General features: G+C 59.2%; 18 protein-coding genes and 1 pseudogene. 6 read left to right on the forward strand and 13 right to left on the reverse strand.

The features are described from left to right. The first annotated feature begins 219 nt into the window (after positions 1 to 219). Together MU846_RS02090 and MU846_RS02095 are read left to right on the forward strand one after the other, a co-directional pair. On the forward strand, positions 220 to 1269 hold the full coding sequence (locus MU846_RS02090; protein ID WP_246947740.1) for an agmatine deiminase family protein: 1050 nt from the start codon (positions 220 to 222) through the stop codon (positions 1267 to 1269). 38 nt (positions 1270 to 1307) lie between these two features. Beyond that, positions 1308 to 2204 (forward strand): carbon-nitrogen hydrolase, encoded by an 897-nt coding sequence (locus MU846_RS02095; RefSeq protein ID WP_246947741.1) that lies wholly within the window; start codon positions 1308 to 1310, stop codon positions 2202 to 2204. 7 nt (positions 2205 to 2211) lie between these two features. Here MU846_RS02095 and MU846_RS02100 read toward each other — a convergent pair whose 3' ends face one another. Further along, complete coding sequence (locus MU846_RS02100) at positions 2212 to 2814, reverse strand: exopolysaccharide biosynthesis protein (protein WP_246947743.1); 603 nt, start codon at positions 2812 to 2814, stop codon at positions 2212 to 2214. 226 nt (positions 2815 to 3040) lie between these two features. Here MU846_RS02100 and MU846_RS02105 point away from each other — a divergent pair, with 226 nt between their 5' ends. The 3 genes from MU846_RS02105 (at position 3041) to MU846_RS02115 (ending at position 7231) form a co-directional block, all read left to right on the forward strand. Next, the gene (locus tag MU846_RS02105; protein ID WP_246947745.1) at positions 3041 to 3385 is read left to right on the forward strand and encodes a helix-turn-helix domain-containing protein; all 345 of its coding nucleotides are present in this window, start codon (positions 3041 to 3043) and stop codon (positions 3383 to 3385) included. A 692-nt stretch (positions 3386 to 4077) separates the two neighbouring features. Continuing rightward, positions 4078 to 4968 (forward strand): LysR family transcriptional regulator, encoded by an 891-nt coding sequence (locus MU846_RS02110; RefSeq protein ID WP_246947748.1) that lies wholly within the window; start codon positions 4078 to 4080, stop codon positions 4966 to 4968. 1486 nt (positions 4969 to 6454) lie between these two features. After that, positions 6455 to 7231, forward strand: coding sequence for a glycerophosphodiester phosphodiesterase (locus MU846_RS02115; RefSeq protein ID WP_246947750.1), 777 nt, complete (start codon positions 6455 to 6457; stop codon positions 7229 to 7231). On the opposite strand, the gene MU846_RS02120 is transcribed toward MU846_RS02115, so the two are convergent. From MU846_RS02120 to MU846_RS02175, 12 genes and pseudogenes are all read right to left on the reverse strand, one after another. Further along, positions 7228 to 8403 carry a patatin-like phospholipase family protein gene (locus tag MU846_RS02120; protein ID WP_246947752.1) on the reverse strand — a complete coding sequence of 392 codons (1176 nt, stop codon included), beginning with the start codon at positions 8401 to 8403 and terminating at the stop codon, positions 7228 to 7230. The genes MU846_RS02115 and MU846_RS02120 overlap by 4 nt on opposite strands. Before the next feature lie 62 nt (positions 8404 to 8465). After that, entirely contained in the window at positions 8466 to 8708 is a 243-nt protein-coding gene (nqrM, locus tag MU846_RS02125) for a (Na+)-NQR maturation NqrM (RefSeq protein WP_246947755.1), read from the reverse strand. Then, positions 8708 to 9631, reverse strand: coding sequence for an FAD:protein FMN transferase (locus tag MU846_RS02130; protein WP_246947757.1), 924 nt, complete (start codon positions 9629 to 9631; stop codon positions 8708 to 8710). Before MU846_RS02130 ends, nqrM begins: the two co-directional genes overlap by 1 nt. A gap of 130 nt (positions 9632 to 9761) precedes the next feature. Next, positions 9762 to 10988 (reverse strand): NADH:ubiquinone reductase (Na(+)-transporting) subunit F, encoded by a 1227-nt coding sequence (gene nqrF, locus MU846_RS02135; protein ID WP_246947763.1) that lies wholly within the window; start codon positions 10986 to 10988, stop codon positions 9762 to 9764. 13 nt (positions 10989 to 11001) lie between these two features. Then, positions 11002 to 11106 (reverse strand): annotated as a pseudogene (locus tag MU846_RS02140) (NADH:ubiquinone reductase (Na(+)-transporting) subunit E); the annotation flags it as partial. A 78-nt stretch (positions 11107 to 11184) separates the two neighbouring features. After that, positions 11185 to 11853 (reverse strand): NADH:ubiquinone reductase (Na(+)-transporting) subunit D, encoded by a 669-nt coding sequence (locus MU846_RS02145; RefSeq protein ID WP_246947769.1) that lies wholly within the window; start codon positions 11851 to 11853, stop codon positions 11185 to 11187. After that, a complete protein-coding gene (locus tag MU846_RS02150; protein ID WP_246947771.1) occupies positions 11853 to 12650 on the reverse strand; it encodes a Na(+)-translocating NADH-quinone reductase subunit C in 798 nt (265 codons plus the stop codon). Before MU846_RS02150 ends, MU846_RS02145 begins: the two co-directional genes overlap by 1 nt. Continuing rightward, positions 12650 to 13900, reverse strand: coding sequence for an NADH:ubiquinone reductase (Na(+)-transporting) subunit B (locus tag MU846_RS02155; RefSeq protein ID WP_246947773.1), 1251 nt, complete (start codon positions 13898 to 13900; stop codon positions 12650 to 12652). The genes MU846_RS02150 and MU846_RS02155 overlap by 1 nt, the downstream gene beginning before the upstream one ends. A 5-nt stretch (positions 13901 to 13905) precedes the next feature. After that, complete coding sequence (locus MU846_RS02160; RefSeq protein ID WP_246947775.1) at positions 13906 to 15252, reverse strand: Na(+)-translocating NADH-quinone reductase subunit A; 1347 nt, start codon at positions 15250 to 15252, stop codon at positions 13906 to 13908. Between the two features lie 236 nt (positions 15253 to 15488). Next, on the reverse strand, positions 15489 to 16928 hold the full coding sequence (locus MU846_RS02165; RefSeq protein WP_246947776.1) for a glyceraldehyde-3-phosphate dehydrogenase: 1440 nt from the start codon (positions 16926 to 16928) through the stop codon (positions 15489 to 15491). Between the two features lie 118 nt (positions 16929 to 17046). After that, complete coding sequence (locus tag MU846_RS02170; RefSeq protein ID WP_246947777.1) at positions 17047 to 17631, reverse strand: uracil-DNA glycosylase family protein; 585 nt, start codon at positions 17629 to 17631, stop codon at positions 17047 to 17049. A gap of 22 nt (positions 17632 to 17653) precedes the next feature. Then, the gene (locus tag MU846_RS02175) at positions 17654 to 18529 is read right to left on the reverse strand and encodes an acyl-CoA thioesterase (protein ID WP_246947780.1); all 876 of its coding nucleotides are present in this window, start codon (positions 18527 to 18529) and stop codon (positions 17654 to 17656) included. Between the two features lie 151 nt (positions 18530 to 18680). Here MU846_RS02175 and mfd point away from each other — a divergent pair, with 151 nt between their 5' ends. Then, positions 18681 to 22121 (forward strand): transcription-repair coupling factor, encoded by a 3441-nt coding sequence (mfd, locus tag MU846_RS02180; RefSeq protein WP_246947782.1) that lies wholly within the window; start codon positions 18681 to 18683, stop codon positions 22119 to 22121. Positions 22122 to 22137 lie beyond the last annotated feature (16 nt).

A 22137-nucleotide genomic window follows, 5' to 3' on the forward strand; every position in this document is an offset into this window, starting at 1 on the left:
ACAAATTTGTCAGCTTTGGCTGACACGCTCGCCGCCGGTTGATACCTCACAGATACTTGCGCGGCCCACCGCCTCGCTTGAACCGCCGCCACAGGGGCCACATTTATGCTCCGGCGCGGAGCAATAGCGCGTGCGCTTGGCCACAGGTACTTGCCAAGCGCCGCGCTTGCCTTATCCTTGCCGCCTGCTCGCCCACCCGCTGAACGAGGCAATATCTGTATGCGCCCGCACCTGCTTCCCGAATGGCACCCTCAATGGGGGGTGATGATCGCCTGGCCGCACGACGGCACCGACTGGGCTCCGATTCTGGATGCGGCCGAGCGCACATACGTCGCCCTCGCCTCGGCAGTCCTGGCGCACGAGCAGCTGCTGGTGCTGTGCCGCGATAGCGCTCATGAAACGCACATCCGGGCGCTCCTGACAGAGCAAGGTGCCGATGTGTCGGGCCTGCATATGCGGGCGGTGCCTTATAACGATACCTGGGCGCGGGATTTCGGGCCTATTACCGTCGCCCACACCGAGGCCGGGCCAGGCGGCACTACCGCGCCTGTGGAGGATGGCGAACTGGTGCTGCTTGATTTTCGTTTCAATGGCTGGGGCGAAAAATTCGCCGCCGACGCCGATGATGCCGTCAATGCCCGGCTCGACTGGCGTGCCCCGCTTCAGGCCGTGGATCTGATTCTGGAAGGCGGCGCCATTGATACCGACGGCCGCGGCAACCTGCTGACCACTCGCCAGTGCCTGCTGAATCCGAATCGCAACCCGCACCTGGGCCAGGCAAGTATCGAACAGCAATTGCGCGCAGCGCTTGGCGTGCACAATATCTGGTGGCTGTCACACGGCCACCTGGAAGGCGATGATACCGATGCGCACATCGACACCCTCGCCCGCTTCTGCGATGCCGACACCATCGCCTATGTGCAATGTACCGACCGCACCGACAGCCACTACCCGGCGCTGCACGCCATGGAGCAGGAACTCAAGACTCTGGCCGCGCACGAAAACCTGCAACTGGTGCCGCTGCCGATGACACCGCCATTGTTCGACGACGATGGCGAGCGCATGCCAGCCACCTATGCCAATTTTCTGATCATCAACGGCGCCGTGCTGGTGCCGACATATCGCTGCGAAACCGATGACGAAGCGCTGCGCCGCTTGGCAAGTGTATTCCCGCGTCACAACGTGATCGGTATCGATTGCCGCGCATTGATCGCGCAACATGGCAGCCTGCACTGTGTCACCATGCAACTGCCAGAAGGTGTCCGCTGAAGCGGGCGCAAAATTCACATTTCTTTCGGAGAAGTCTCATGCGTGTTGCCGTAATTCAGCAAGCCAACAGTGATGATCTGGCAGCCAACATGGCACGCTCTGAAGCTCTGGTGCGTGACGCCGCAGCCCAGGGGGCGGAGCTGGTCATGTTGCAGGAGCTGCATCGCAGCCTGTACTTCTGCCAGCGCGAAGACACTCACTGCTTTGATCTGGCCGAGACAATTCCCGGCCCGTCCACAGAGCGTCTTGGTGCGCTGGCCCGTGAGCTGGGCATCGTGCTGGTGGGCAGTCTTTTTGAAAAACGCGCCACCGGTCTGTACCACAACACTGCCGTGGTGATGGAGCGCGACGGCAGCCTCGCCGGCACCTACCGCAAGATGCATATTCCCGATGATCCGGGATTTTACGAAAAATTCTATTTCACGCCGGGCGACGCCGACTTCAATGATGGCCGTAGCGGGTTTTCCCCCATTCAGACATCTGTTGGCAAACTCGGCCTGCTGATTTGCTGGGACCAGTGGTACCCGGAAGCTGCCCGCCTGATGGCGCTGGCAGGCGCAGAGATTTTGCTCTATCCCACTGCCATCGGCTGGGATCTGAACGATGACGACGCCGAGAAAGAGCGCCAGCGTGACGCCTGGATCACGGTGCAGCGCGCCCATGCCATCGCCAATGGTGTGCCGGTGATCGTCGCCAACCGAACCGGTTACGAAGCAGCACCAGACGGCAGCGATGATGGCGTGCAGTTCTGGGGCAACAGTTTTATTGCCGGCCCCCAAGGGGAGTTTCTCGCCCACGCAGATGCCGACAGCGAGCTGGCGCTGGTAGCAGACATCGACATGAAGCGCAGCGAAGCGGTGCGGCGAATCTGGCCGTATCTTCGCGACCGCCGTGTGGATGCCTACGGCGATCTGCTCAAGCGCTATCGCGATTGAAGCCTTGTCAAATCAGCCAGACAGCGAGCGCCGAGCCCGTCATCAATAACGCGCCCAGGGCGAGCAGCCCGTCACGCGCCACCAGCGCAAGCGCATAAAGGGCAATGATTGCGGCGGCGCTGGTGGCCATGAACGGAACCGGCTCCAGCACCGGCATCGTCGCCGCCACGAGAATACAGAGCAGCGCGATCAGTTGCCGAAAAGGTGCCCGGGTGAAAAGCTCGAGGCGCGGGCGTGTGACGCGATCCACGACCCGCGCCACTGGTGCAAGAAAGCGCACCGCGCGCTCCAGTGTCTGGCGCTTGAGTTTTCTTCTCAGCAGCCATTGTGGCAGCCACACATGGTGGCGCCCGATCATCAGCTGCAACGCGATCAGCGTGATGATAATGGCGCCGAAGGTCGGCACCGTCGGAATGCCGCTGACAGGTGACAGAATGATCAGTGCCGGCACCAGCATTACCGGCCCGAATGATCGTGGGCCTATGGCCTGCAACATGTCGCCGACACTGACCGTGTCACCCTCCCCTGCGGTTTGCAGGCGAGCCATGACAGCTTGCAACGAGACTAGCGGCTGGTTCTTTTCCTGTGCATCCTTTCCTTGCGCGGCCATAGCCCGCCTCCCGGTTGTGCCCGGAGCTGCTCCGTCACTCTGTCGGCGCAGGAACGTGGCATCCCGTTTGCTCGACTACCCTGTTGGATGATGGCGTTTTGCAACGCTGACCGTCCATCTTTCGAGGCTTGCATCCTTGTGAGTGTTGCGCCATTTTATATCCGCCAATGCAGCAATAACGCATGGCGTCTAATCCATGCACGCCAGATAACACAAGCGGATCTCCATGAATATCGGTCAAGCACTGAAGCGCCGCCGCGAGGCTCGCGGCGACACCCTGGAAGAAGTTGCCTATCGCGCTGACACTGATGCCAGCAATCTCTCTCGAATCGAACGCGGTATGCAGCAGCCCTCAGTGCTGCTACTGCAAAATCTCGCCCGTGCTCTGGGCACTTCGGTTTCGGAAATATACCGTGAACTGGAAGCCGGCAGTCGCGTTCTGGAGGTGGATGAGGTTCTGGCCGCCGATCTCGCCAGGATGCAACGCCACTTTCGCAATCTTGCCCCGACGGATCGCACACTCGTAATGGAATTCACGCAGCTGCTGAAACGGCGGGCGCGTCAGTCCTGAACAATGTCCCGGTGCCGAACCTCTGTGCCGGGCCCACCTCCTCGATGGTCGCCGTCATTATGTGGGGGCCATCTGCCATCAACCGTCATTTTTTTACCTTTAAAATCTTCGCCGGGCCTCCGCAAGCAGAAATTTATTACCATTGAGTAATGTCACAGTGAGATCATTAATGAAAATAATGAAAAGCAGCTTTTCATTATTTTCACTTAAACTCTTGCCGAGCATTTCTTGCGCGTGACGCAAAGTTTCAGAAAGCGCGCTCTGGTGCGGCATTTCGCCACCACTTGACATCATTTTTTGAAAAGCAGCTTTTCCTTTATTTTGAAACCTGTTTCACACATACTCCGGTTCGTGCAATTTCCACATACGCCAAGAAATACCTGTGCAAAAACAATGCGTAATGGCAATATGCCATACCCTCTGCTGTCGGATCCTGCTTGGCAAAGCCGTGCCAAAAGGGTATTACTGACAGCCGGTCGCTGACGGTCGTGCACCAAACTCTATACAGTGGATGAAAGGCTGTTTATATAATTACTCAAGAGAACAGCATGTTCACTCTCGCAAACGGATGGCTTGATTGAGCTGGCCTTTTACCTGGCAGCGGTTCAAGTGCGCTATGAAATCAAATTCAGTGAACAGACGAACACGTACAATAAGTAAAAGCTACATTTCCAATTAAAGGTCAGGGTCGAATGAACTCAATTACGGACCTCAGTATTTTTGTAGGTGTGGTGAAAGCCGGCACCATCTCCGGCGCTGGGCGTCGTCTTGGGTTATCGCCGGCCTCGATCAGCAAACGCCTTGCACGCCTTGAAGAAGAAATCGGGGTGCGGCTACTGAACAGAAGCTCGCGCGCCATGAGCCTCACCGAAGAAGGCAAGATTTTATATCACAAGCTGCTGGTGATCCTCGACGATCTCGACGAAGCCACTTCCTCCGTCTCCCGTGCCGGCGACAACGCCCGCGGCACCCTGAAGGTGGCTTCGACTGTTGGCCTTGGCAAAAGTCGCATCGCATCGCTGATTGCAGAGTTTTCCCGCGACAACCCGGAGCTGGTAGTGCAGCTTTATCTTGGCGACAAACAAATTGATTTCATCCGAGAGGGTTTTGATGTGGCCATCGCCATCGGCCAGCCCTCCGACTCCACCATGATCGCAAAGCGACTATTGAAGAATCGCTGCTTCGTTTGTGCCTCACCCGAATATCTTGAAGGCCGCCCGCCGATTCGTAAACCTTCCGACCTGAAAAAACACGACTGCCTCATCCTCGACTCTCACGGTTCCTTTCGTGATCTCTGGCCATTGTGTGGGCCGAATCATCGCGAAATGGTGCGTGTCACCGGCAGCCTGATTACCGACAACAGCGAAACACTTCGCAATTGGGTGTTGTCGGGGTACGGCATCGCAATCAAGAGCGAATGGGATGTAAAAAACGAACTGCGCACTGGCAAACTGGTCACGTTGCTGGACGGTTACACAGTGCCGGACATGGATTTCTATATCATTTATGGCAGCCGGAAAAACCTGCCCGCCAAAACACGCAACTTTGTCGAATTCATCGAATCACGCATTCATCAGAACTGAACTGCCCCAGGCGTTTTTTTCTCCCTCTCTGCCGAAAATCTGGCTCGCAGAGCAGCCATGTTGTTGCCCTCGCACAGACAATATCCTCACCAACTGTTTCATCACACAATGACAACGATTGCATCCTGTCGGATTCCGCCGGCCAGCGCTTGCCTCCCTCGGAGCAACGCTGCACGATGAAACAGTTTCGTGATATTTATTTATCAGAGTTGATTGCTTATTATCCATGCTCGGCAGGATCGTTTGGCATATAACGAAAAACAGCTTTTCACTATTTTCTGTTTTCAAGTGTTCACTGATTCGTTACTCTGGCGTGCATTGGATCACGGCACCGGCAGAATCAAGCGGTAGGTGACAAGCGGCAGTAGCCAGCAGAAACCCTGCGGAAACTTAGGGGCATCTGCACAGCTAGCCTGAACACCTAGCCCAAACAGATAGCACGAAGATATCCGCAAGAAAAAGCCTGCGGGAGATAACTTGAGGAAGCGCGCAAGAAGAGCAAAAAAAGGAAACATCATCACGCTGATTTTTTACCCACGTTGAGCCTTTTGGGCTCAAGTTGGAACAAATAGCTGTTGGATTCTGCCGTAGCTACTTTTTCCTGATATTTGATGTCTACATTGCATCAGACCCGCCCCCCGGCGGGCTTTTTTTTGCTTCATTACCGACGATCTCCGCCAGTGGCCGCCGCCAGCCTCGCCAACTTTATCCCGCTTCCTTCCGCCCGCAATTTGTATGCCCGTGAACATCACGACAAGCCTGCCTGACTCTCATACACCTATACATACACGCATACATGACTTGAATTCGCAGCTTGAAAGCGCACCAGCAATCCCTTTACCCGACAAAGACCGGTAGCCAGCGACCGGGGCCGCAAGGATTGAAAGCAGCACCGTGAGCAATGGCGCACCAGTAACGTCGGCCGGATACGAAAACGCTTGTGCCATTGATCTGGAAGCGCAGCTCGATCCAACACCGCAGCCTGACGTCACCAGGCGAGCTACCGATATCATGGCCGCCATTTGCGGACACCATGCCTCGCAGCAATTCCACCGCGGCAACGCAGCTGGCTCACCCTGCTCCACGGTCAGCAGTAATCAGCGCTCGCCGACGGCTGCCTGCTTGTCCGCCCTGGCATCCCGCCTCGCCTTGCCGGGCGTGCCTCGGCCATGAGTGCCACTCCCTGTCAGCCCGGCAAGCCGGCTGTGGATGGCAAACCGGCCACGAGCACCAGCCAGCTAGCCGCTTGCCAGCAGCCACTACCGCCAACACCGCCCGCCGATCACTGCTCCATAAGTGCCGCCACGCCAACCGGCACCCAGGCATTTTTTTCTCGCCAGCGCAGGCGTTACAGGTAACAATATCGGCCAACAGGGTGCCGCGAGCTTGACGATGATCCTGGTCAGATAAAAGCCTTTGCGGTGGCGGTTTCACGTTCATATGTTTGTCACAAAAACATCTGATACTGCGCTCGATGACTACTTTTATGGCACCACAACACCCTGCATTCCCCGCCCTGGTCGGCCACCGCGGCGCACGCGGCGAAGCCCCGGAAAACACCATTGCCGGATTCATGGTAGCGGTTGAGGCAGGCGTAAAAGCGATCGAGCTTGATGTGCGGATGTCCGCCGATGGGCAGCTGGTGGTATTGCACGATGCTCGTGTGGATCGCACCACCTGGCACGCTGGCCAGGCACGTCGATTCAGCCAGGCGGAACTGGGCCTGCTCGACGCTCGTCGTAATACACCCGGCTGGCATAGCCCGGTGGGCATCCCGACACTGGCAGACGCCGTAGACGCCTGCCCGGCTTCGATCGGCTTTCAGTTCGAGGTCAAGGGCGGCGATGATCGCGTCTATCTGAATCGCCTGGCTCACAACCTGCGCCTGCTGATCGAGGAACGCCAGCTGCATCACCGGGTGGTGGTCACATCCAGCCACACCGGCTTTCTGCGCATGATGGCGCTACAGGCGCCGCAGATCAGCCTGGGCTATGTGTGCCAGTATCGTTACTTGCAACCGATTCGCCGCTGCACCGCACTGGGCTGCCACTGGCTGATTGCCCATTACGGGCTGGTTGATACCCGACTGGTCGCTCGGGCGCGTCAACGGGGCCTGAAGATATCTGTTTGGACGGTGAATGATCTGCGCGAAGCCGAGCGCCTGGCTGCGCTCGGGGTGGATAGCATCATCACTGATTTCCCCACCAGTTTCGCGGCTCATTTCAGCAACCGTGAACAGCGTCAGAAAGCACGGGTGTTTTAATCACACACGGTAGCCAGCGCCAGGAAATCATGCAGCTCGTCCTGCCGCGCCCGTGCATCCCGATAGCCCATCTGGATCAGTTCGCGGCAAAACCCCGGCTGGAACAGCAGATAACTCACCGCCGCAGCGCCTGGTGAACTGGTGCCACCCGACCCCCGCAGCAGAAACCGCAACGTCCGTGGCAAGCTTTGAATATGCTGGGCTGCGATTTCGTCGATGGGCTCGGAAGGATAGATCTTCAATACCTCGACTTCACGCAGCGTCACGCCTTCGCGCTGGCGTGCCTGCTCCGGAATCGCAGCCAGCGTGCCATTGATGCGCTCCAGCCGCTCGACATCGCCCTCCAGCGTATCCACGAACACACTGTTGAGCACATGCCCGAGCACTTGCGCCAGGGAGGGATATCGATCCAGCTGCCGCTGATGTTCGGCACTGGTATCGCCGGACACCCCGATCACAAGCACACGACTGGCGCCCAGATGCAGCGCCGGGCTCACTGGCGCCAACTGGCGCACCGCGCCATCGCCGTAATAATGCCCCTCCACTTTTTGTGCCGGGAACAGGATCGGGATAGCGGAAGAGGCCAGCAAGTGTGGTAATGAAATGGTGCTGCGCTTGCCTTTGCGACGGGCCCGCTGCCATTCCAGCAGCTCTTCTCGCCCCTGGAAAAACGCTACCGATTCACCATTGCTGTAGGACGACGCGGTGATCGACAAGGCATCCAGGTGGCCACGCTCGATGGCTGCCCCGATTCGCTCGAAATTGATCACCAGCGAGAGCAGCCGCCGCAGTGGCTCACTGTCCAGCAGTGCGCTATTGGTGGGTGTGTCTCCGGTCAGGTACACCGGCAGCAGCCAGCGCGACACGGAACGGACAAAAGCCCACAGATCCGTGCGATAAACCTGATCGGCGGTGAGGTTCGACCAGACGCGCTCCAGCCCACGCACGGCGGTACGAAAACTGGCCGCATTGGCCGCCAGCGCAGCGGCATTGATGGCGCCGGCGGAGGTGCCGCAGATGATCGGAAACGGATTGCAGCTGCCTCTGGGCACCAGCTCCGCAATCGCGGACAGAACGCCAACCTGATAGGCAGCACGCGCGCCGCCCCCCGACAGGATCAAGGCAGATTTTGCTGCCGCCGGTTCATCCCTTCGGCGCAAGGCCCTTAGCATCAGCCGCCCCCCAGAACGGTCGAATCCGGCATTTTCAGAACCAGCCACAAGGGGCCGGAAATTCAGGCGCGACGGTTCGCGTCGCGAGACAGTGCGGCGGCGCGCTGCGCCTGCTCGGCAGGAATTTCGGCGTTTTCACAGTCAGCGGGATTGCGGCCGCACAGATCACATTCTTCTGTCAGGCCCATCGCCGACATGCCGCCACAAGACCCTTTCATGGGCTTGTTGCCCAGGATCACACCGATTGCCATACCGGCAAACAGTAGCAGCAAGAGTGCAGAAGCCGCGACATAGGTCATCAACATCAGTTTGCTTGCTCCATATGGAGACGGAACTCATCCGTCATGAATTCGCGGAACCCATCGTCCGCTCGTACTATGAAGAATACCGCCAGGTGGTGTTCGCTCGCAAACGCCATGCCCTCTTCAGGGCCGAGCACGGTAAGCAGCGTTGCGAGGCCATCCGCCTGCATGGCGCTGGTGTGCAACACGGTCACCGAGGCAAGGTGATGGGCCACCGGCTGCGCGGTTCGCGGGTCGATAGTGTGTGAATAGGTTAGACCATTTTTTTCAAAAAAGTTGCGGTAATCGCCGGAAGTGGCCATCGCAAGATCCTGCAACGCCACCACCGTGTTGATAATGCGCTCCCCCGCGACCGGCCTTTCAATGGCGATACGCCAGGCGCTGCCATCCGGCTTGCGGCCTTGTGTTCGCAAATCGCCCCCGATATCCACCAGCCAGGCACCCACGCCCTGTTGGCTCAGGTATTCACCGACCCTGTCAACCGCATAGCCTTTGGCAATGGCAGAGAAATCCAGATACAACGCGCCGGGTTGCTGCAACGAGCGTTGCGCTGCATCCCAGGTCAGCCGCTGCCAGCCAATACGAGCACGCGCCTGCTCGATACTGGCCTGCTCCGGCTCGCTGTCACGTCGCCCACCAGGCCCGAATCCCCACAGGTTCACCAACGGCCCGACAGTGGGGTCGAATGCCCCCTCGCTCTGCTCCGCCAGTGTCAACGCCGCCTCCAGCACCTCGGCAAAGCCTTCCGGCACCACATGCCAGCTGCCTGCTTCGGCCCGGTTGAAGCGGGAGATATCCGAATCCGCAATATAGGTGCTCATCTGCCGGTTGACCTCGGCAAGCACGCCTTCGACGCCTGCGCGGAGATCCTCCACGCTAGTGCCTTCCGGCACCGCGCCCAGCGTTACCCGCCATACGGTGCCCATGGTCGGGCCGCCAAAGCTCGCCAGCGGCTGGCCCGGCCCGGGCGAGCAACTTGCCAACACCAGCAGAGCCAACAGAAACAGGGCCCGAAGGCCCTGTGTTCTGATTCCAGCTGTCGCACTGCGCATGGCCTCAGCCACCGAAGTCATCCAGCAGGATGTTTTCTTTCTCGACGCCGAGGTCTTCAAGCATCTTGATCACTGCCGCGTTCATCATCGGCGGCCCGCACATGTAGTATTCACAGTCTTCGGGCGCGGGATGGTCCTTCAGGTAGTTATCGTAAAGTACCTGGTGGATAAAGCCCGTCAGCCCGTCCCAGTTGTCCTCCGGTTGCGGATCGGACAGCGCAAGGTGCCAGGTGAAGTTTTCGTTCTCCTCAGCCAGCTTGTCGTATTCATCGCTGTAGAACGTCTCGCGAACCGAACGTGCGCCATACCAGAAGCTGATCTTGCGTTTGGAGTTCAACCGTTTCAGCTGGTCGAAAATATGCGAGCGCATTGGGGCCATGCCGGCGCCGCCACCCACAAACACCATTTCCGCTTCGGTCTCCTTGGCAAAAAAATCGCCGAAGGGGCCAAATACCGTCACCTTGTCACCCGGCTTGAGATTGAACACGTAGGTGGACATTATGCCTGGCGGAATATCCTTGGCACCCGGCGGTGGCGTGGCAATACGGATGTTGAACTTGAGCAGCCCCTTTTCTTCCGGGTAGTTCGCCATGGAATAGGCGCGCACCACGTCTTCGTTGTTCTTCGCTCGCATGTCGAAGAACTTGAAACGCTCCCAGTCACCACGGTATTTCTCGGCAATATCGAAATCCGAGAATTTGATGTCATAGGGCGGGCATTCCAGCTGCACGTAACCACCGGCCCGGAAGTCGACTTCTTCGCCTTCGGGCAGTTTCAGCACCAGCTCCTTGATAAAGGTGGCAACGTTATCGTTGGAGATGACTTCGCATTCCCACTTCTTCACCCCGAAAATCTCTTCGGGGATCTGAATTTTCATATCCTGCTTTACGGGTGTCTGGCAGGACAGGCGATACCCTTCGCGGATTTCTCTTTTCGTAAAATGTGTTTCCTCGGTCGGTAGAATATCACCGCCACCCTCTACTACTCGACACTTGCATTGCGCGCAAGTGCCACCTCCACCGCAGGCGGATGATAGAAAAATCCCTTTGGCTGCCAAGGTTCCAAGTAATTTGTCGCCAGCAGACACCACCAGTTTTTTCTGATCGTTAATTTCAATAGTAACGTCGCCACTGGCGACCAGCTTGCTCCGCGCGGCCAGAATGACGAGCACCATCGCGATCAGCATGATGGTGAAAACCGCTACACCTACAACAATTTCATTACCGAACATCGAGTATTCCTCCTCAGAGCTGCACGTCAGAGAACGACATGAAGCCCAGCGACATCAGGCCGACCGTAATGAAAGTAACAATACCGCGCAGACCGTCAGACGAATCGCTGTACTCAAGCCTCCCGCAGACCAAGGCCAGTGTCATATTCTCGCCCCCTACTGCACGGTTCCAGAAATGCTCCACTTCCTTCCTCCGTCAGTACAGATCGCTGGTACGCGAGTTCGGCGCAATACTGAACTGATCTTGCTCCACCTGCTGAGGCTTCCAGGCTCGCAGCCCCCATATAATCAGGCCAATCAGAAAAAACGCTGATGGTGGCAGCAGAAAAATACCGTTGGGCTGATACCAGCCGCCTGCGCTGATCACCGGCAACACCTGATAGCCGAGCAAAGACCCTGACCCAAACAGCTCCCGCACGATACCCAGAATCACCAGGATCAAGCTATACCCCAGGCCATTGCCTACCCCATCGATGAAGGCCGGCACGGGTGGGTTAGACATGGCAAACGCTTCCGCGCGACCCATGACTATACAGTTGGTAATGATGAGACCAATGAACACAGATAACTGGCGGCTAAGCTCATACGAGAAAGCCCTCAGAAACTGGTCCACCAGAATTACCAGTGAGGCAATGATCACGACCTGGACGATCATGCGGATACTGTTCGGGATCTGATTTCTCAATATGCTGATAAACAGGCTGGAAAACGCGGTCACTGTCGTCAAGGCAATCGCCATCGTCAGCGCCGTGCTGACCTGCGTGGTCACTGCCAGTGCCGAGCAGATCCCTAAAATCTGCAGAGCGATAGGGTTATTGTTGAAAATCGGTTGAAACAGAATGTCCTTGGTTTTGTACTCAGCCATTACCGTACCCCTTGATCTAGTGCCGCGCTGCTGCTTTCACGCAAACGCTCAAGAAACGGGCCAAAACCGTTTTCACCCACCCAGAAGCGCACCATGTTACTGACGCCCACACTGGTAAGCGTGGCACCAGAGAGGCCGTCAACGCGAGTCTCCGCGCCGGGAGCCCGTTCATCTACACTACCTTTCACTACCTGGATCGCGACCTCGCCTTCGTCGTTCAGCAGCTGCTTGCCCTGCCACAACTGGCGCCAGCGAGGATTATCAATTTCACCACCCAGACCAGGAGTTTCGCCATGTTCGTAGAACACCAGGCCCGCGATAGTATTGGCGTCCGCCTCCAGCGACAGAAACCCGTACATCGTTGACCACAGACCATAACCATGCACCGGTAAGATAATGCTCTCCAACTCGCCCTGCTCGTCGCGAGCGAGATAGACTTCGCCCACATGAGGTACGCGACGTACACGCGCAATATCCTCCGACTGTGTTAGCAGTGTGCTCTGTTCCGGATCGCTGGCTGCACCTTGCTGATCATAATCAGCTGGCATTTCCACCTCTTCCCCGGTTCTCAGGTCGACAAAACGATGTTCGATCTTTTCAAACTCTGCGGCGATATCGATCTCCGGACTATAGCGGCCAGCAGCTCGCAACACGTTGCTCTGCCGATCCAGTATCCGGTTAGCCTCTTGCTGAGGACGCAGCGCAACAGCCGCCGTCGATACCACAACACCGCACACAATACACAGCACAAGAGCCGCGGCCAGAGTGCCGCCTATACTGTCTTTGTCAAACGCCATCAGACCGCTCCTCCCACTGTGCGTCGCTGGCGGCGACGGATGTTTGCCTGTACTACGAAGTAGTCGATCAATGGTGCGCACAGGTTACCAAACAGAATTGCCAGCATCATGCCTTCCGGAAACGCCGGGTTGATCACCCTGATCACCACCACCATGAAACCGATCAGGATACCGAACACCCATTTTCCAGCATCTGTCATTGCAGCGGATACCGGGTCGGTCGCCATGAACACCAGCCCGAACGCCAGGCCGCCCAACGTCATATGCCAGTACCACGGCATAGCGAACATCGGGTTCGTGTCACTGCCAACAGCATTGAACATCCAGCTCGTACCGACGACACCCAGCGCCACGGCGGCCATAATCCGCCAGGAAGCAATCCGCGTAAGCAGCAGGATGCCGGCACCTATCAGAATCGCCAGCGTCGAGGTTTCACCAATCGAGCCCTGAATGCCGCCCACGAAAGTGTGCATCCAGCTAATGTCTACCTGCTGCCCCGCAGTCGCAAGCGCAGTCAGGCCAGCGTCGAAATCGATATTGCCAGATGCTGCCAAAGACAACGGGGTGGCGCCGCTGAAGTTGTCCACTGCGACCCAGACTTCATCCCCTGAAATCTGTGCCGGGTAGGCGAAAAACAGAAACGCTCGGCCGATCAGGGCGGGGTTCATGAAGTTCTTGCCAGTGCCGCCAAATACCTCCTTGCCGATCACTACACCAAAGGAGATACCCAGGAATACTTGCCACAAGGGAATCGACGGCGGCAGGATCAGGGTGAACAGGATCCCGGTGACGAAAAAGCCTTCGTTGACCTCGTGGCCGCGTTTCCACGCAAACAGCCCTTCCCAGAGCAAACCACCGAGATATACCACGATCATGATGGGGATATAATACACGGCACCGTGCAACACGTTGGCCCACAGGCTGGTGTAGTCAAAGCCTCCCAGTGCCGCCACCAGATCGGTACGCCAGCCCGGCAGTGGGCTGAAACCAAACTCGGTAATTTGCAAGTTGGCCTGGTAGCCGACGTTGTACAACCCGAATAGCAGTGCAGGCAGCGCGGCGAACCACACGGTCATCATCACCCGCTTGAGATCAATGCCATCCCGAACGTGCGCAGCAGCCCCTGTAGTGCTCGACGGCGAATACAGCATCGTGTCGAACATTTCGTAAAACACATAGTATTTCTGAAACTTGCCGCCCTCGTGGAAATGCGGGGCGACCTGCTTGTCCAGATAATTTCTCAGACCCATGGCCGTCAGCCCTCCAGCTCGATGCGGGTGAGGTTGTCACGCAGAATCGGGCCGTATTCATACTTGCCTACGCAGGCATAGGTGCACAGCGCCAGATCCTCTTCCACCAGCTCCAGTGCGCCCAGCGCCTGAGCCGAGTCGGTGTCGCCGACAACCAGCGCACGCAGCAATTGCGTCGCCAGAATATCGAGCGGCATCACCTTCTCGTAATTGCCCAGCGGCACCATGGCACGCTCACTGCCGTTGGTGGTGGTGGTGAAATCGAATTTCTTGCCCGGCAGCAGACGGGAGAGGTAGATACCCATGATCGAGTGCCGGTTTACGCCCGGCGAGATGTAGCCGAGAAAATGACGCTCGCGCCCTTCCCGCAGCACGGTTACCTGATTCGCTGTGCGGCCCAGATAGCTCAGCGCACCACGGGCGTTGTGGCCATTGAACACCGAGCCGGAAATGATCCGGTTTTCACCAGCCTTGAGCTGTCCTTCCACCAGATCGGCCAGATTTGCACCAACGCGGGTGCGCAGCAGGCGCGGGTTTTCAACCTGCGGGCCCGCCAGGGAAACAACCCTCTGCGTGTACAGCTTGCCAGAGACAAACAGCTCGCCGATGGCGATCACGTCCTGATAATTGACGCTCCAGACAGTTTTCTGCAAGCCGACCGGATCAAGGAAATGAATATGAGTGCCGGGGTTGCCGGCCGGGTGCGGGCCGGCAAACTGTTCTTCACGAATCTGTCCACCGGCAAACGAGGGCTGCGCGGAGTCAGGCGCCTTGCAGACCCAGACCGGCCCGTCAGTGAGGCGAGTCAACACGGTCAGGCCATTGCGAAACGCCTGTTCCTGCTCCTTGATGATCAGATCCGGGTTCGCAGCCAGCGGGTTGGTATCCATGGCCGTGACAAAGATCGAATTGGGCACCGAACCGGGCGTGGGCACTTTGCCGAACGGGCGTGTGCGCAGCACCGTCCAGACGCCGGATTCCACCAGCTGTTCCTGTACCGTTTCACGAGCCAGACTACCGAGGCTGCTGACGTTGTGCGCCGCAAAAGTGATCTGATCATCGTCGCCGGTCAGCTCGATGACCACCGACTGCAAGACCCGACGCTGGCCGCGGTTGATGGCTTTGACGATGCCTGACGCCGGGGCGGTAAATTTCACACCCTCGGTCTTCTTGTCAGAAAAAATCAACTGCCCCTTGCGAACCTTGTCCCCTTCCTGCACTTCCATGGTGGGCCTCATGCCCACATAGTCACCGCCGAGTATGGCGACGCTGCGCACGCGCGGCCCATCCTCGATCGACTGGCGCGGCGCACCGGTGATCGGCAGATCAAGCCCCCGTTTGATTTTGATCATAGTCTCTCGCCCACGTTCAGAAACTCAGTAAGCTGTGTCCCGGGCGCCCGGCCCCGGAGCATCGGGAAATATACTGCTGGAATCGACACTGCAAACGCTTTTGGTCGCCGCATTTTGCAGGAACACGACCCGCCGGTCCGCTGGCGCGCGCCATTATAGAGAGCCGACCAGCGTCACGCCAGCCGGCCATCTGGCCATCTCGCCACAACAAAAGGCCCGCAGTGCGGGCCTGATGATCAGTCCTTTGGAAAGACCGGAAACTCCACGCCAGAGATCTGCTGCAAAATCCGCAGCACCTGGCAGCTGTAGCCGAACTCGTTGTCGTACCACACGTACAGCACGCAATGCTTGCCGTTGACAATCGTTGCCTCGGCATCAATGACGGACGCATAGCGCGCACCGACAAAGTCTGTGGATACGGCATCTGGCGAGCTGATGAAATCAATCTGGCGCTGGAGCGGTGAATGCAGCGATACCCAGCGCAGATAGCTGTTGAGCTCTTCCAGCGTGGTTTCTTTTTCCAGCGTCAGATTGAGGATCGCCAGCGAAACGTTCGGTGTCGGCACCCGGATCGAGTTGCCGGTCAGCTTGCCTGCCAGCTCCGGCAATGCTTTCGCCGCCGCTGTGGCAGCACCGGTTTCGGTGATGACCATGTTCAACGGCGCAGCACGCCCGCGACGCGGCCCCTTGTGGAAGTTATCCAGCAGGTTCTGGTCATTGGTATAGGAGTGCACTGTTTCCACGTGACCGACGGTGATGCCGAACTTGTCATTCAGCGCCTTCAGCGGCGGCACAATCGCATTGGTGGTGCAGCTGGCCGCAGAAATGATCGTATCACTGTCGTCGATCAAGGCGTTGTTAACGCCGTGTACGATATTCTTCAGATCGCCTTTGCCGGGCGCGGTAAGCAGCACGCGCTTGATACCGGGGCTCTTGAGGTGCTGGCTCAGGCCCTCGCGATCGCGCCACTTGCCGGTGTTGTCGATCAGCAGGGCGTCATTGATGCCGTAGGCGGTGTAATCCACCTGCGACGGATCAGAGGAGTAGATCACGCGAATGAAGTTGCCATTGGCAATGATCGCGTTGTCTTCTTCATCTACGGCAATCGTGCCGGAGAACGGGCCGTGCACCGAATCGCGGCGCAGCAGGCTAGCGCGCTTTTGCAGGTCGCCCTTGCCGGATTCGCGCACTACCACGGCACGCAGCCGCAGGCCATCACCACTGCCGGCTTTCTCGATCAGCAACCGGGCCAGGATACGGCCGATCCGGCCAAAGCCGTAAAGCACCACATCGGTGGGGGTCGGCTTGGCGGCGCCGCCATTGAGGGCCTCCGCCAGCTCCTGGCGCACGTATTCCTCGACCGACTGGCCGCGGCTGTCCTTTTTATAGTTGACCGCCAGCTTGCCGATATCCAGCCGCGATGGCGACAGATCAAGCTTCATCGCTTCTTGCAGAATCGGGAAGGTGTCGACCACGGACAGCTCGGCGTCTTCCACTTGCTTGACGAAGCGGTGTGACTTGAGAATCTGGATAACGGAATTATTGACCAGCGACCGGCTGTAGACCGTGGTAGCGACGTTCTTTTCACGGTACAGCTTGCCGATCATGGGGATCATGGCTTCGGCGATTTCTTCGCGGTTCTTCCAGCGTCCGAAGTGGTCTTCCTGCTTACTCACGGGATAAGGCCCTCTGGGTGGATATCCGGGGTGGATAGGATAGCGGCGGTTTCGGGCGCGCATTCTAGCGCTTAACCGTCGGATTATCCACCGGAGCGGTGAAACCGTTCCCGGATTTTCAGGCGTTCAGCACCTCATGAACCCTTCTGCGGAGCACCGGCACCACCTCCGCCTCGAACCAGGGCCGCTGCTGTAGCCAGCGCCGGTTGCGCGGGCTCGGATGCGGCAACGGGAACCAGTGCGGCAAGGCGTCAGCATAATGACGCACGTTCTCTGTCAGCGAGGCGCGGCGGTGCGGCAAATAGTAGCGCTGGGCGTATTGGCCAATCAGCAAGGTCAATTGCAGATCAGGCAGCTCGGCACGCACACGCTCGTGCCAGGTTGGCGCGCATTCCGGCCGTGGCGGCAAATCACCGCCGCGCCCACGACCCGGATAGCATAGCCCCATTGGCATGATGGCGATCTGGCGGGTGTCGTAAAAGCGTTCACTGGTGAGGCCGAGCCAATCGCGGAGCCGCTCGCCGGAGAGGTCATCCCAGGGCACACCGCTTTTATGCACTCGTGTGCCGGGTGCCTGGCCGATGATAAGCAGCCGCGCCGTGCTGGCGGCCCGGATCACCGGCCGGGCGCCCAGCGGCAGCATCGGCTCGCACAAGGTGCAGCGGCGCACCTCCTCCAGCAGCTGGATCAGCCTGTCTGCCATTGGCCCTCCCATTGGCCCTCCGTCAGACCGGGTTTGCCGGCGGCTTCACGCGCACCAGCCCTTCCTGCGCCACACTGGCCACCAGCACGCCGTCGGCGCGGTAGATCGAGCCAAGATTGAAGCCCCGGGCGCTCGATGCGGACGGGCTTTGCATATCGTAGAGCAGCCATTCGTTCACCTTGAACGGCCGGTGAAACCACATCGCATGATCAATACTGGCGGACATCACGTTCGGCTGAAAGAAATTCAGGCCATGAGGCAGCATCGACGTGCCCAGCAGGCCGTAATCCGAACAATACGCCAGCAATGCCCGGTGAGTGGCGGCATCAGCCTGGTAATCGCCCGGCACACGAAACCACACCTGGCGAGCCGGCTCCTGCGGTGCCATGTTGAACACCGCCGCCGGGCGCACCGGGCGAAACTCTACCGGGCGCACTTGCAGGAATGCATCGCGGATACTTTCCGGCACCTGCGGCGCCAGCCGGGCGCGCAACGTCCGGTCATCTTCCAGCTCATCCGGCAGCGGCACGGGCGGCATCGAGGTCTGATGCTCTATACCCTCTTCTTCTACCTGGAAGGACGCCTCCAGACAGAAAATCGGCCGCCCATGCTGGATCGCCGTCACCCGCCGGGTGGTAAAACTGTTGCCATCCCGGATGCGGTCGACTTCATAAATGATCGGCACGCTGAAGTCGCCCGGCCGCAGAAAATAGGCATGCAGGGAGTGCGCTGCTCGCTCTGCCGCCACCGTGCAGCTGGCTGCCATCAACGCCTGTCCGGCCACCATCCCTCCAAAAATGCCGCGCTGCCGGGTATTGCGGGTGGCGCCTCGAAACAGATTCTGTTCAAGCTGTTCCAGCCGGATCACGTCCAACAGGTCATTGACCGCTTCTTTCATGTCAGGGGTTCTCGCGCTGTGGAATACTGGCCAAATGGCAGGTGCGGCATGATAACAGCGCCACTCGAGCCACCCAACCCCGGGCACGGCTCGCCGTCGCCGCTCGTCGCCGTTACAATGCGGCGCCCGCAAGCCGCCGAACCGACCGCCCATGACGCTATTGCCCGCCGCTCCGCTGTTCCCCACTGGCGCAGATCACTACCGTAACTGGCGCGGTCTGGATGCCGGTGCGCTCGCCGCCGTACTGGCCGAAATAGCCGCCCAGGCAGATCACCTCACGCTGGTGGTCACGGCCGATTCATCTCAGGCACAGCAGCTTGCCGCCAGCCTCCGGTTCTATCTGGCCGAACAGCCGCAGATTCCCGTGTTGCTGTTTCCGGATTGGGAAACGCTGCCCTACGATCTGTTCTCGCCACACCAGGACATCATCAGCGAACGTATCGACGTGCTGCATCGCCTGCCGGCGGCCGAGCGCGGCCTGCTGATCGCGCCGGTGAACACGCTGATGCAACGGCTCGCACCGCTGGCGCATATCGCCGGCAACAGCTTCAGCCTGCGCGTCGGCGAGCAGTTCGATATGGAAGGCACGCGGTCACGGTTGGCAGCGAGCGGCTATCGCCAGCGCGACAACGTTTACGACCGGGGCGAGTTCGCGGTGCGCGGCGCCATCATGGATATCTTCCCCATGGGCGCGGAGCAGCCGTTTCGCATCGAGCTGTTCGACGACGAGATAGAATCGCTGCGGCTGTTCGACCCCGATAGCCAACGCTCCACCGGGCAAGTCGACGATATCCACCTGCTGCCGGCAGCCGAATACCCGCTCAGCAGCGATGGTATCAGCCGCTTTCGCCAGCACTTCCGCGAGCGCTTCGATGTAGACCATCGCCAGTGCAGCATCTATCAGGATGTCAGCGACGCCATCGCCAGCCCCGGCCTGGAATATTACCTGCCGCTGTTCTTTGCAGAAATGTCCAGCTTGTTCAGTTATTTGCCAGCGAGCGCCAAGCTCGTACAACTGGCCGGCGTTGCCCCAGCGGCGGAGCAGTTCTGGCAAGAGGTGTGCGACCGCTTCGAGGATCGACGCCACGACATCCGCCGACCGATTCTGGCCCCCGCCGAGCTGTTCCTTCCCGTGGATGAGCTTAATCGTGCCTTGCGCAGCCACCCGGCGGCCCGCGTCGACGAACAGGCCGACAACGGCGGCGTGCAATTCGATTTCGCCCCACTGCCGGAAGCCGCCGACCCACGCGGCGGCAACCTGTTTGCACCGCTCCAGGCACAGCGGCAGCAGCACCCTGACTGGCGTATTCTGGTCTGCGCGGAGACTGCCGGCCGCCGCGAGGCCTTGCTGGAGTTGATGCAAAAACAAGGCATCCAGCCCGCTATCATTGATGGCTGGCAGGCTTTTCTGGCAGGCGATGCACCGTGGTCGCTGACCGTTGGCGAGCTGGAGCACGGCTTCCTCGCACCAGAACACGATCTGCTGGTGGTGGCGGAAAACCAATTATATGGCGAGCGCATCATGCAGCGCCGCCGCCGCAAAGCGGGCCAGGAAACCAGCGCCGAGCAGGCGTTCCGCTCGCTGGGCGAGCTACAGCCCGGCACGCCCGTGGTACATATTGATCACGGCGTGGGCCGCTATCAGGGCCTGACCCACATGAAAGTGGATGGCCAGCAGCACGAATTTCTGCTGCTGGAATATGCCGGTGGCGACAAGATTTATCTGCCGGTGTCTTCCCTGCATCTGATCAGCCGCTATGGCGGCGATCAGGAGCACGCACCGCTGACCCGCCTTGGCTCGGATCAGTGGCAACGGGCGCGGCAAAAAGCGGCCGAAAAAATACACGACGTGGCCGCCGAACTGCTCAATACCTACGCACGCCGGGAAGCGCGCCAGGGCCGCGCCTTCACCTTGCCGGAAGACGACTACCAGCGTTTTGCAGCGGCGTTCCCGTTCGAGGAAACCGCCGATCAGCAGGCCGCCATCGGTGCCGTACTCAGTGACCTTCAGGCCGACCGCCCGATGGATCGCCTGATCTGCGGCGATGTGGGCTTCGGCAAGACCGAGGTGGCCATGCGCGCGGCCTTTATCGCTGCGCAAAACAACACCCAGGTGGCCATCCTGGTGCCCACCACCCTGCTCGCCCAGCAGCACTTTGAATCATTCAGCGACCGCTTTGCAGACTGGGCGGTGCAGATTGAAGTGTTGAGCCGCTTCCGCAGCCAGAAAGAAAAAACCGACGTGCTGGCGCGGCTGAAGGAAGGCAAGGTGGATATCGTGGTCGGCACGCACCAGCTGTTGCAAGAGAACGTGCAGTTCCGCGATCTCGGCCTGGTGATTGTGGATGAAGAGCACCGCTTCGGCGTGCGCCACAAGGAGCGCCTGAAAGAGATGCGCGCCGAGGCCGATATTCTCACGCTGACCGCCACCCCGATTCCGCGCACCCTGAACATGGCCATGTCCGGCATGCGCGATATTTCCATTATCGCCACGCCACCGGAACGACGGCTGTCGGTCAAAACCTTCGTGCAGCAGAAGAACGCAGCCGTGATCAAGGAGGCCATTCTGCGCGAGCTGCTGCGCGGCGGGCAGCTGTATTATCTGCACAACGACATCGACAGCATGCGCCGCGTCGCTGAAGAGCTACAGGCACTGGTGCCCGATGCTCGCATTGCCATTGCCCACGGGCAGATGCGCGAGCGCGAGCTGGAGCAGGTGATGTCCGATTTTTATCACCGCCGTTTCAATGTGCTGCTATGCACCACCATCATTGAAACCGGCATTGATGTGCCCTCGGCCAATACCATCATCATCGAACGAGCCGATAAATTCGGCCTCGCCCAGTTGCACCAGCTGCGCGGCCGGGTTGGCCGTTCGCACCATCAGGCTTATGCGTTTTTGCTGACGCCCTCGCCTAAAGCGATGACCCGCGATGCCGTCAAGCGGCTGGAAGCCATCGAGCAGGCGTCCGACCTCGGCGCCGGCTTTACCCTGGCCAGCCACGATCTGGAAATCCGGGGTGCTGGCGAGCTGCTGGGTGAAGAGCAGCATGGCCATATCGAATCCATCGGCTTTTCGCTGTACATGGAAATGCTCGAACAGACGGTCGAGGCGCTCAAACGTGGCGAGCAGCCCGACACCCTCAAGCCGCTATCCGGCGGCCCGGAAATCAATCTGCGGGTCGCCGCCCTGATCCCGGACGATTACCTGCCGGACGTGTTCAGCCGCCTGACACTGTACAAGCGCATTGCCAGCTGCAAGAACGGCGAACAGCTCGACGAGCTCAAGGTCGAGATGATCGACCGTTTCGGCCTGCTGCCGCCGCAGGTGAAAAACCTGTTCCGCCTGACCGCACTGCGGCAACTGGCCGAGTCGCTGGGCATCACCCGCATTGATGCCGGCAGCGAATACGGCCGGCTGGAGTTCTCGGAACGCACCGCAATTGATCCCCTGCGGCTGGTCAAGCTGGTACAATCCCGCCCTCAACAATATATGTTGCAGGGCGGCAGCACCTTGCGTTTCGGCATGGATGCGGAAACCGGTGATGAACGATTCGAAGAAGTCGAGGCCCTGCTCGAAAAACTGGTGTGAGAACCAGGGGGGATAC

It is taken from the genome of Alcanivorax quisquiliarum (genome assembly GCF_023051175.1).
GTDB classification, from domain to species: domain Bacteria; phylum Pseudomonadota; class Gammaproteobacteria; order Pseudomonadales; family Alcanivoracaceae; genus Isoalcanivorax; species Isoalcanivorax quisquiliarum.

What these genes read in the sequence shown, in the direction of transcription:
- nqrM (WP_246947755.1), bottom strand. Translation starts at nt 8,708, where the DNA reads ATGTTGATGACCTATGTCGCGGCTTCTGCACTCTTGCTGCTACTGTTT.
- MU846_RS02145 (WP_246947769.1), bottom strand. Translation starts at nt 11,853, where the DNA reads ATGGCTGAGTACAAAACCAAGGACATTCTGTTTCAACCGATTTTCAAC.
- MU846_RS02090 (WP_246947740.1), top strand. Translation starts at nt 220, where the DNA reads ATGCGCCCGCACCTGCTTCCCGAATGGCACCCTCAATGGGGGGTGATG.
- MU846_RS02155 (WP_246947773.1), bottom strand. Translation starts at nt 13,900, where the DNA reads ATGGGTCTGAGAAATTATCTGGACAAGCAGGTCGCCCCGCATTTCCAC.
- MU846_RS02150 (WP_246947771.1), bottom strand. Translation starts at nt 12,650, where the DNA reads ATGGCGTTTGACAAAGACAGTATAGGCGGCACTCTGGCCGCGGCTCTT.
- MU846_RS02130 (WP_246947757.1), bottom strand. Translation starts at nt 9,631, where the DNA reads ATGGGCACCGTATGGCGGGTAACGCTGGGCGCGGTGCCGGAAGGCACT.
- nqrF (WP_246947763.1), bottom strand. Translation starts at nt 10,988, where the DNA reads ATGTTCGGTAATGAAATTGTTGTAGGTGTAGCGGTTTTCACCATCATG.
- MU846_RS02105 (WP_246947745.1), top strand. Translation starts at nt 3,041, where the DNA reads ATGAATATCGGTCAAGCACTGAAGCGCCGCCGCGAGGCTCGCGGCGAC.
- MU846_RS02160 (WP_246947775.1), bottom strand. Translation starts at nt 15,252, where the DNA reads ATGATCAAAATCAAACGGGGGCTTGATCTGCCGATCACCGGTGCGCCG.
- mfd (WP_246947782.1), top strand. Translation starts at nt 18,681, where the DNA reads ATGACGCTATTGCCCGCCGCTCCGCTGTTCCCCACTGGCGCAGATCAC.
- MU846_RS02170 (WP_246947777.1), bottom strand. Translation starts at nt 17,631, where the DNA reads ATGGCAGACAGGCTGATCCAGCTGCTGGAGGAGGTGCGCCGCTGCACC.
- MU846_RS02110 (WP_246947748.1), top strand. Translation starts at nt 4,078, where the DNA reads ATGAACTCAATTACGGACCTCAGTATTTTTGTAGGTGTGGTGAAAGCC.
- MU846_RS02120 (WP_246947752.1), bottom strand. Translation starts at nt 8,403, where the DNA reads ATGCTAAGGGCCTTGCGCCGAAGGGATGAACCGGCGGCAGCAAAATCT.
- MU846_RS02100 (WP_246947743.1), bottom strand. Translation starts at nt 2,814, where the DNA reads ATGGCCGCGCAAGGAAAGGATGCACAGGAAAAGAACCAGCCGCTAGTC.
- MU846_RS02115 (WP_246947750.1), top strand. Translation starts at nt 6,455, where the DNA reads ATGGCACCACAACACCCTGCATTCCCCGCCCTGGTCGGCCACCGCGGC.
- MU846_RS02175 (WP_246947780.1), bottom strand. Translation starts at nt 18,529, where the DNA reads ATGAAAGAAGCGGTCAATGACCTGTTGGACGTGATCCGGCTGGAACAG.
- MU846_RS02095 (WP_246947741.1), top strand. Translation starts at nt 1,308, where the DNA reads ATGCGTGTTGCCGTAATTCAGCAAGCCAACAGTGATGATCTGGCAGCC.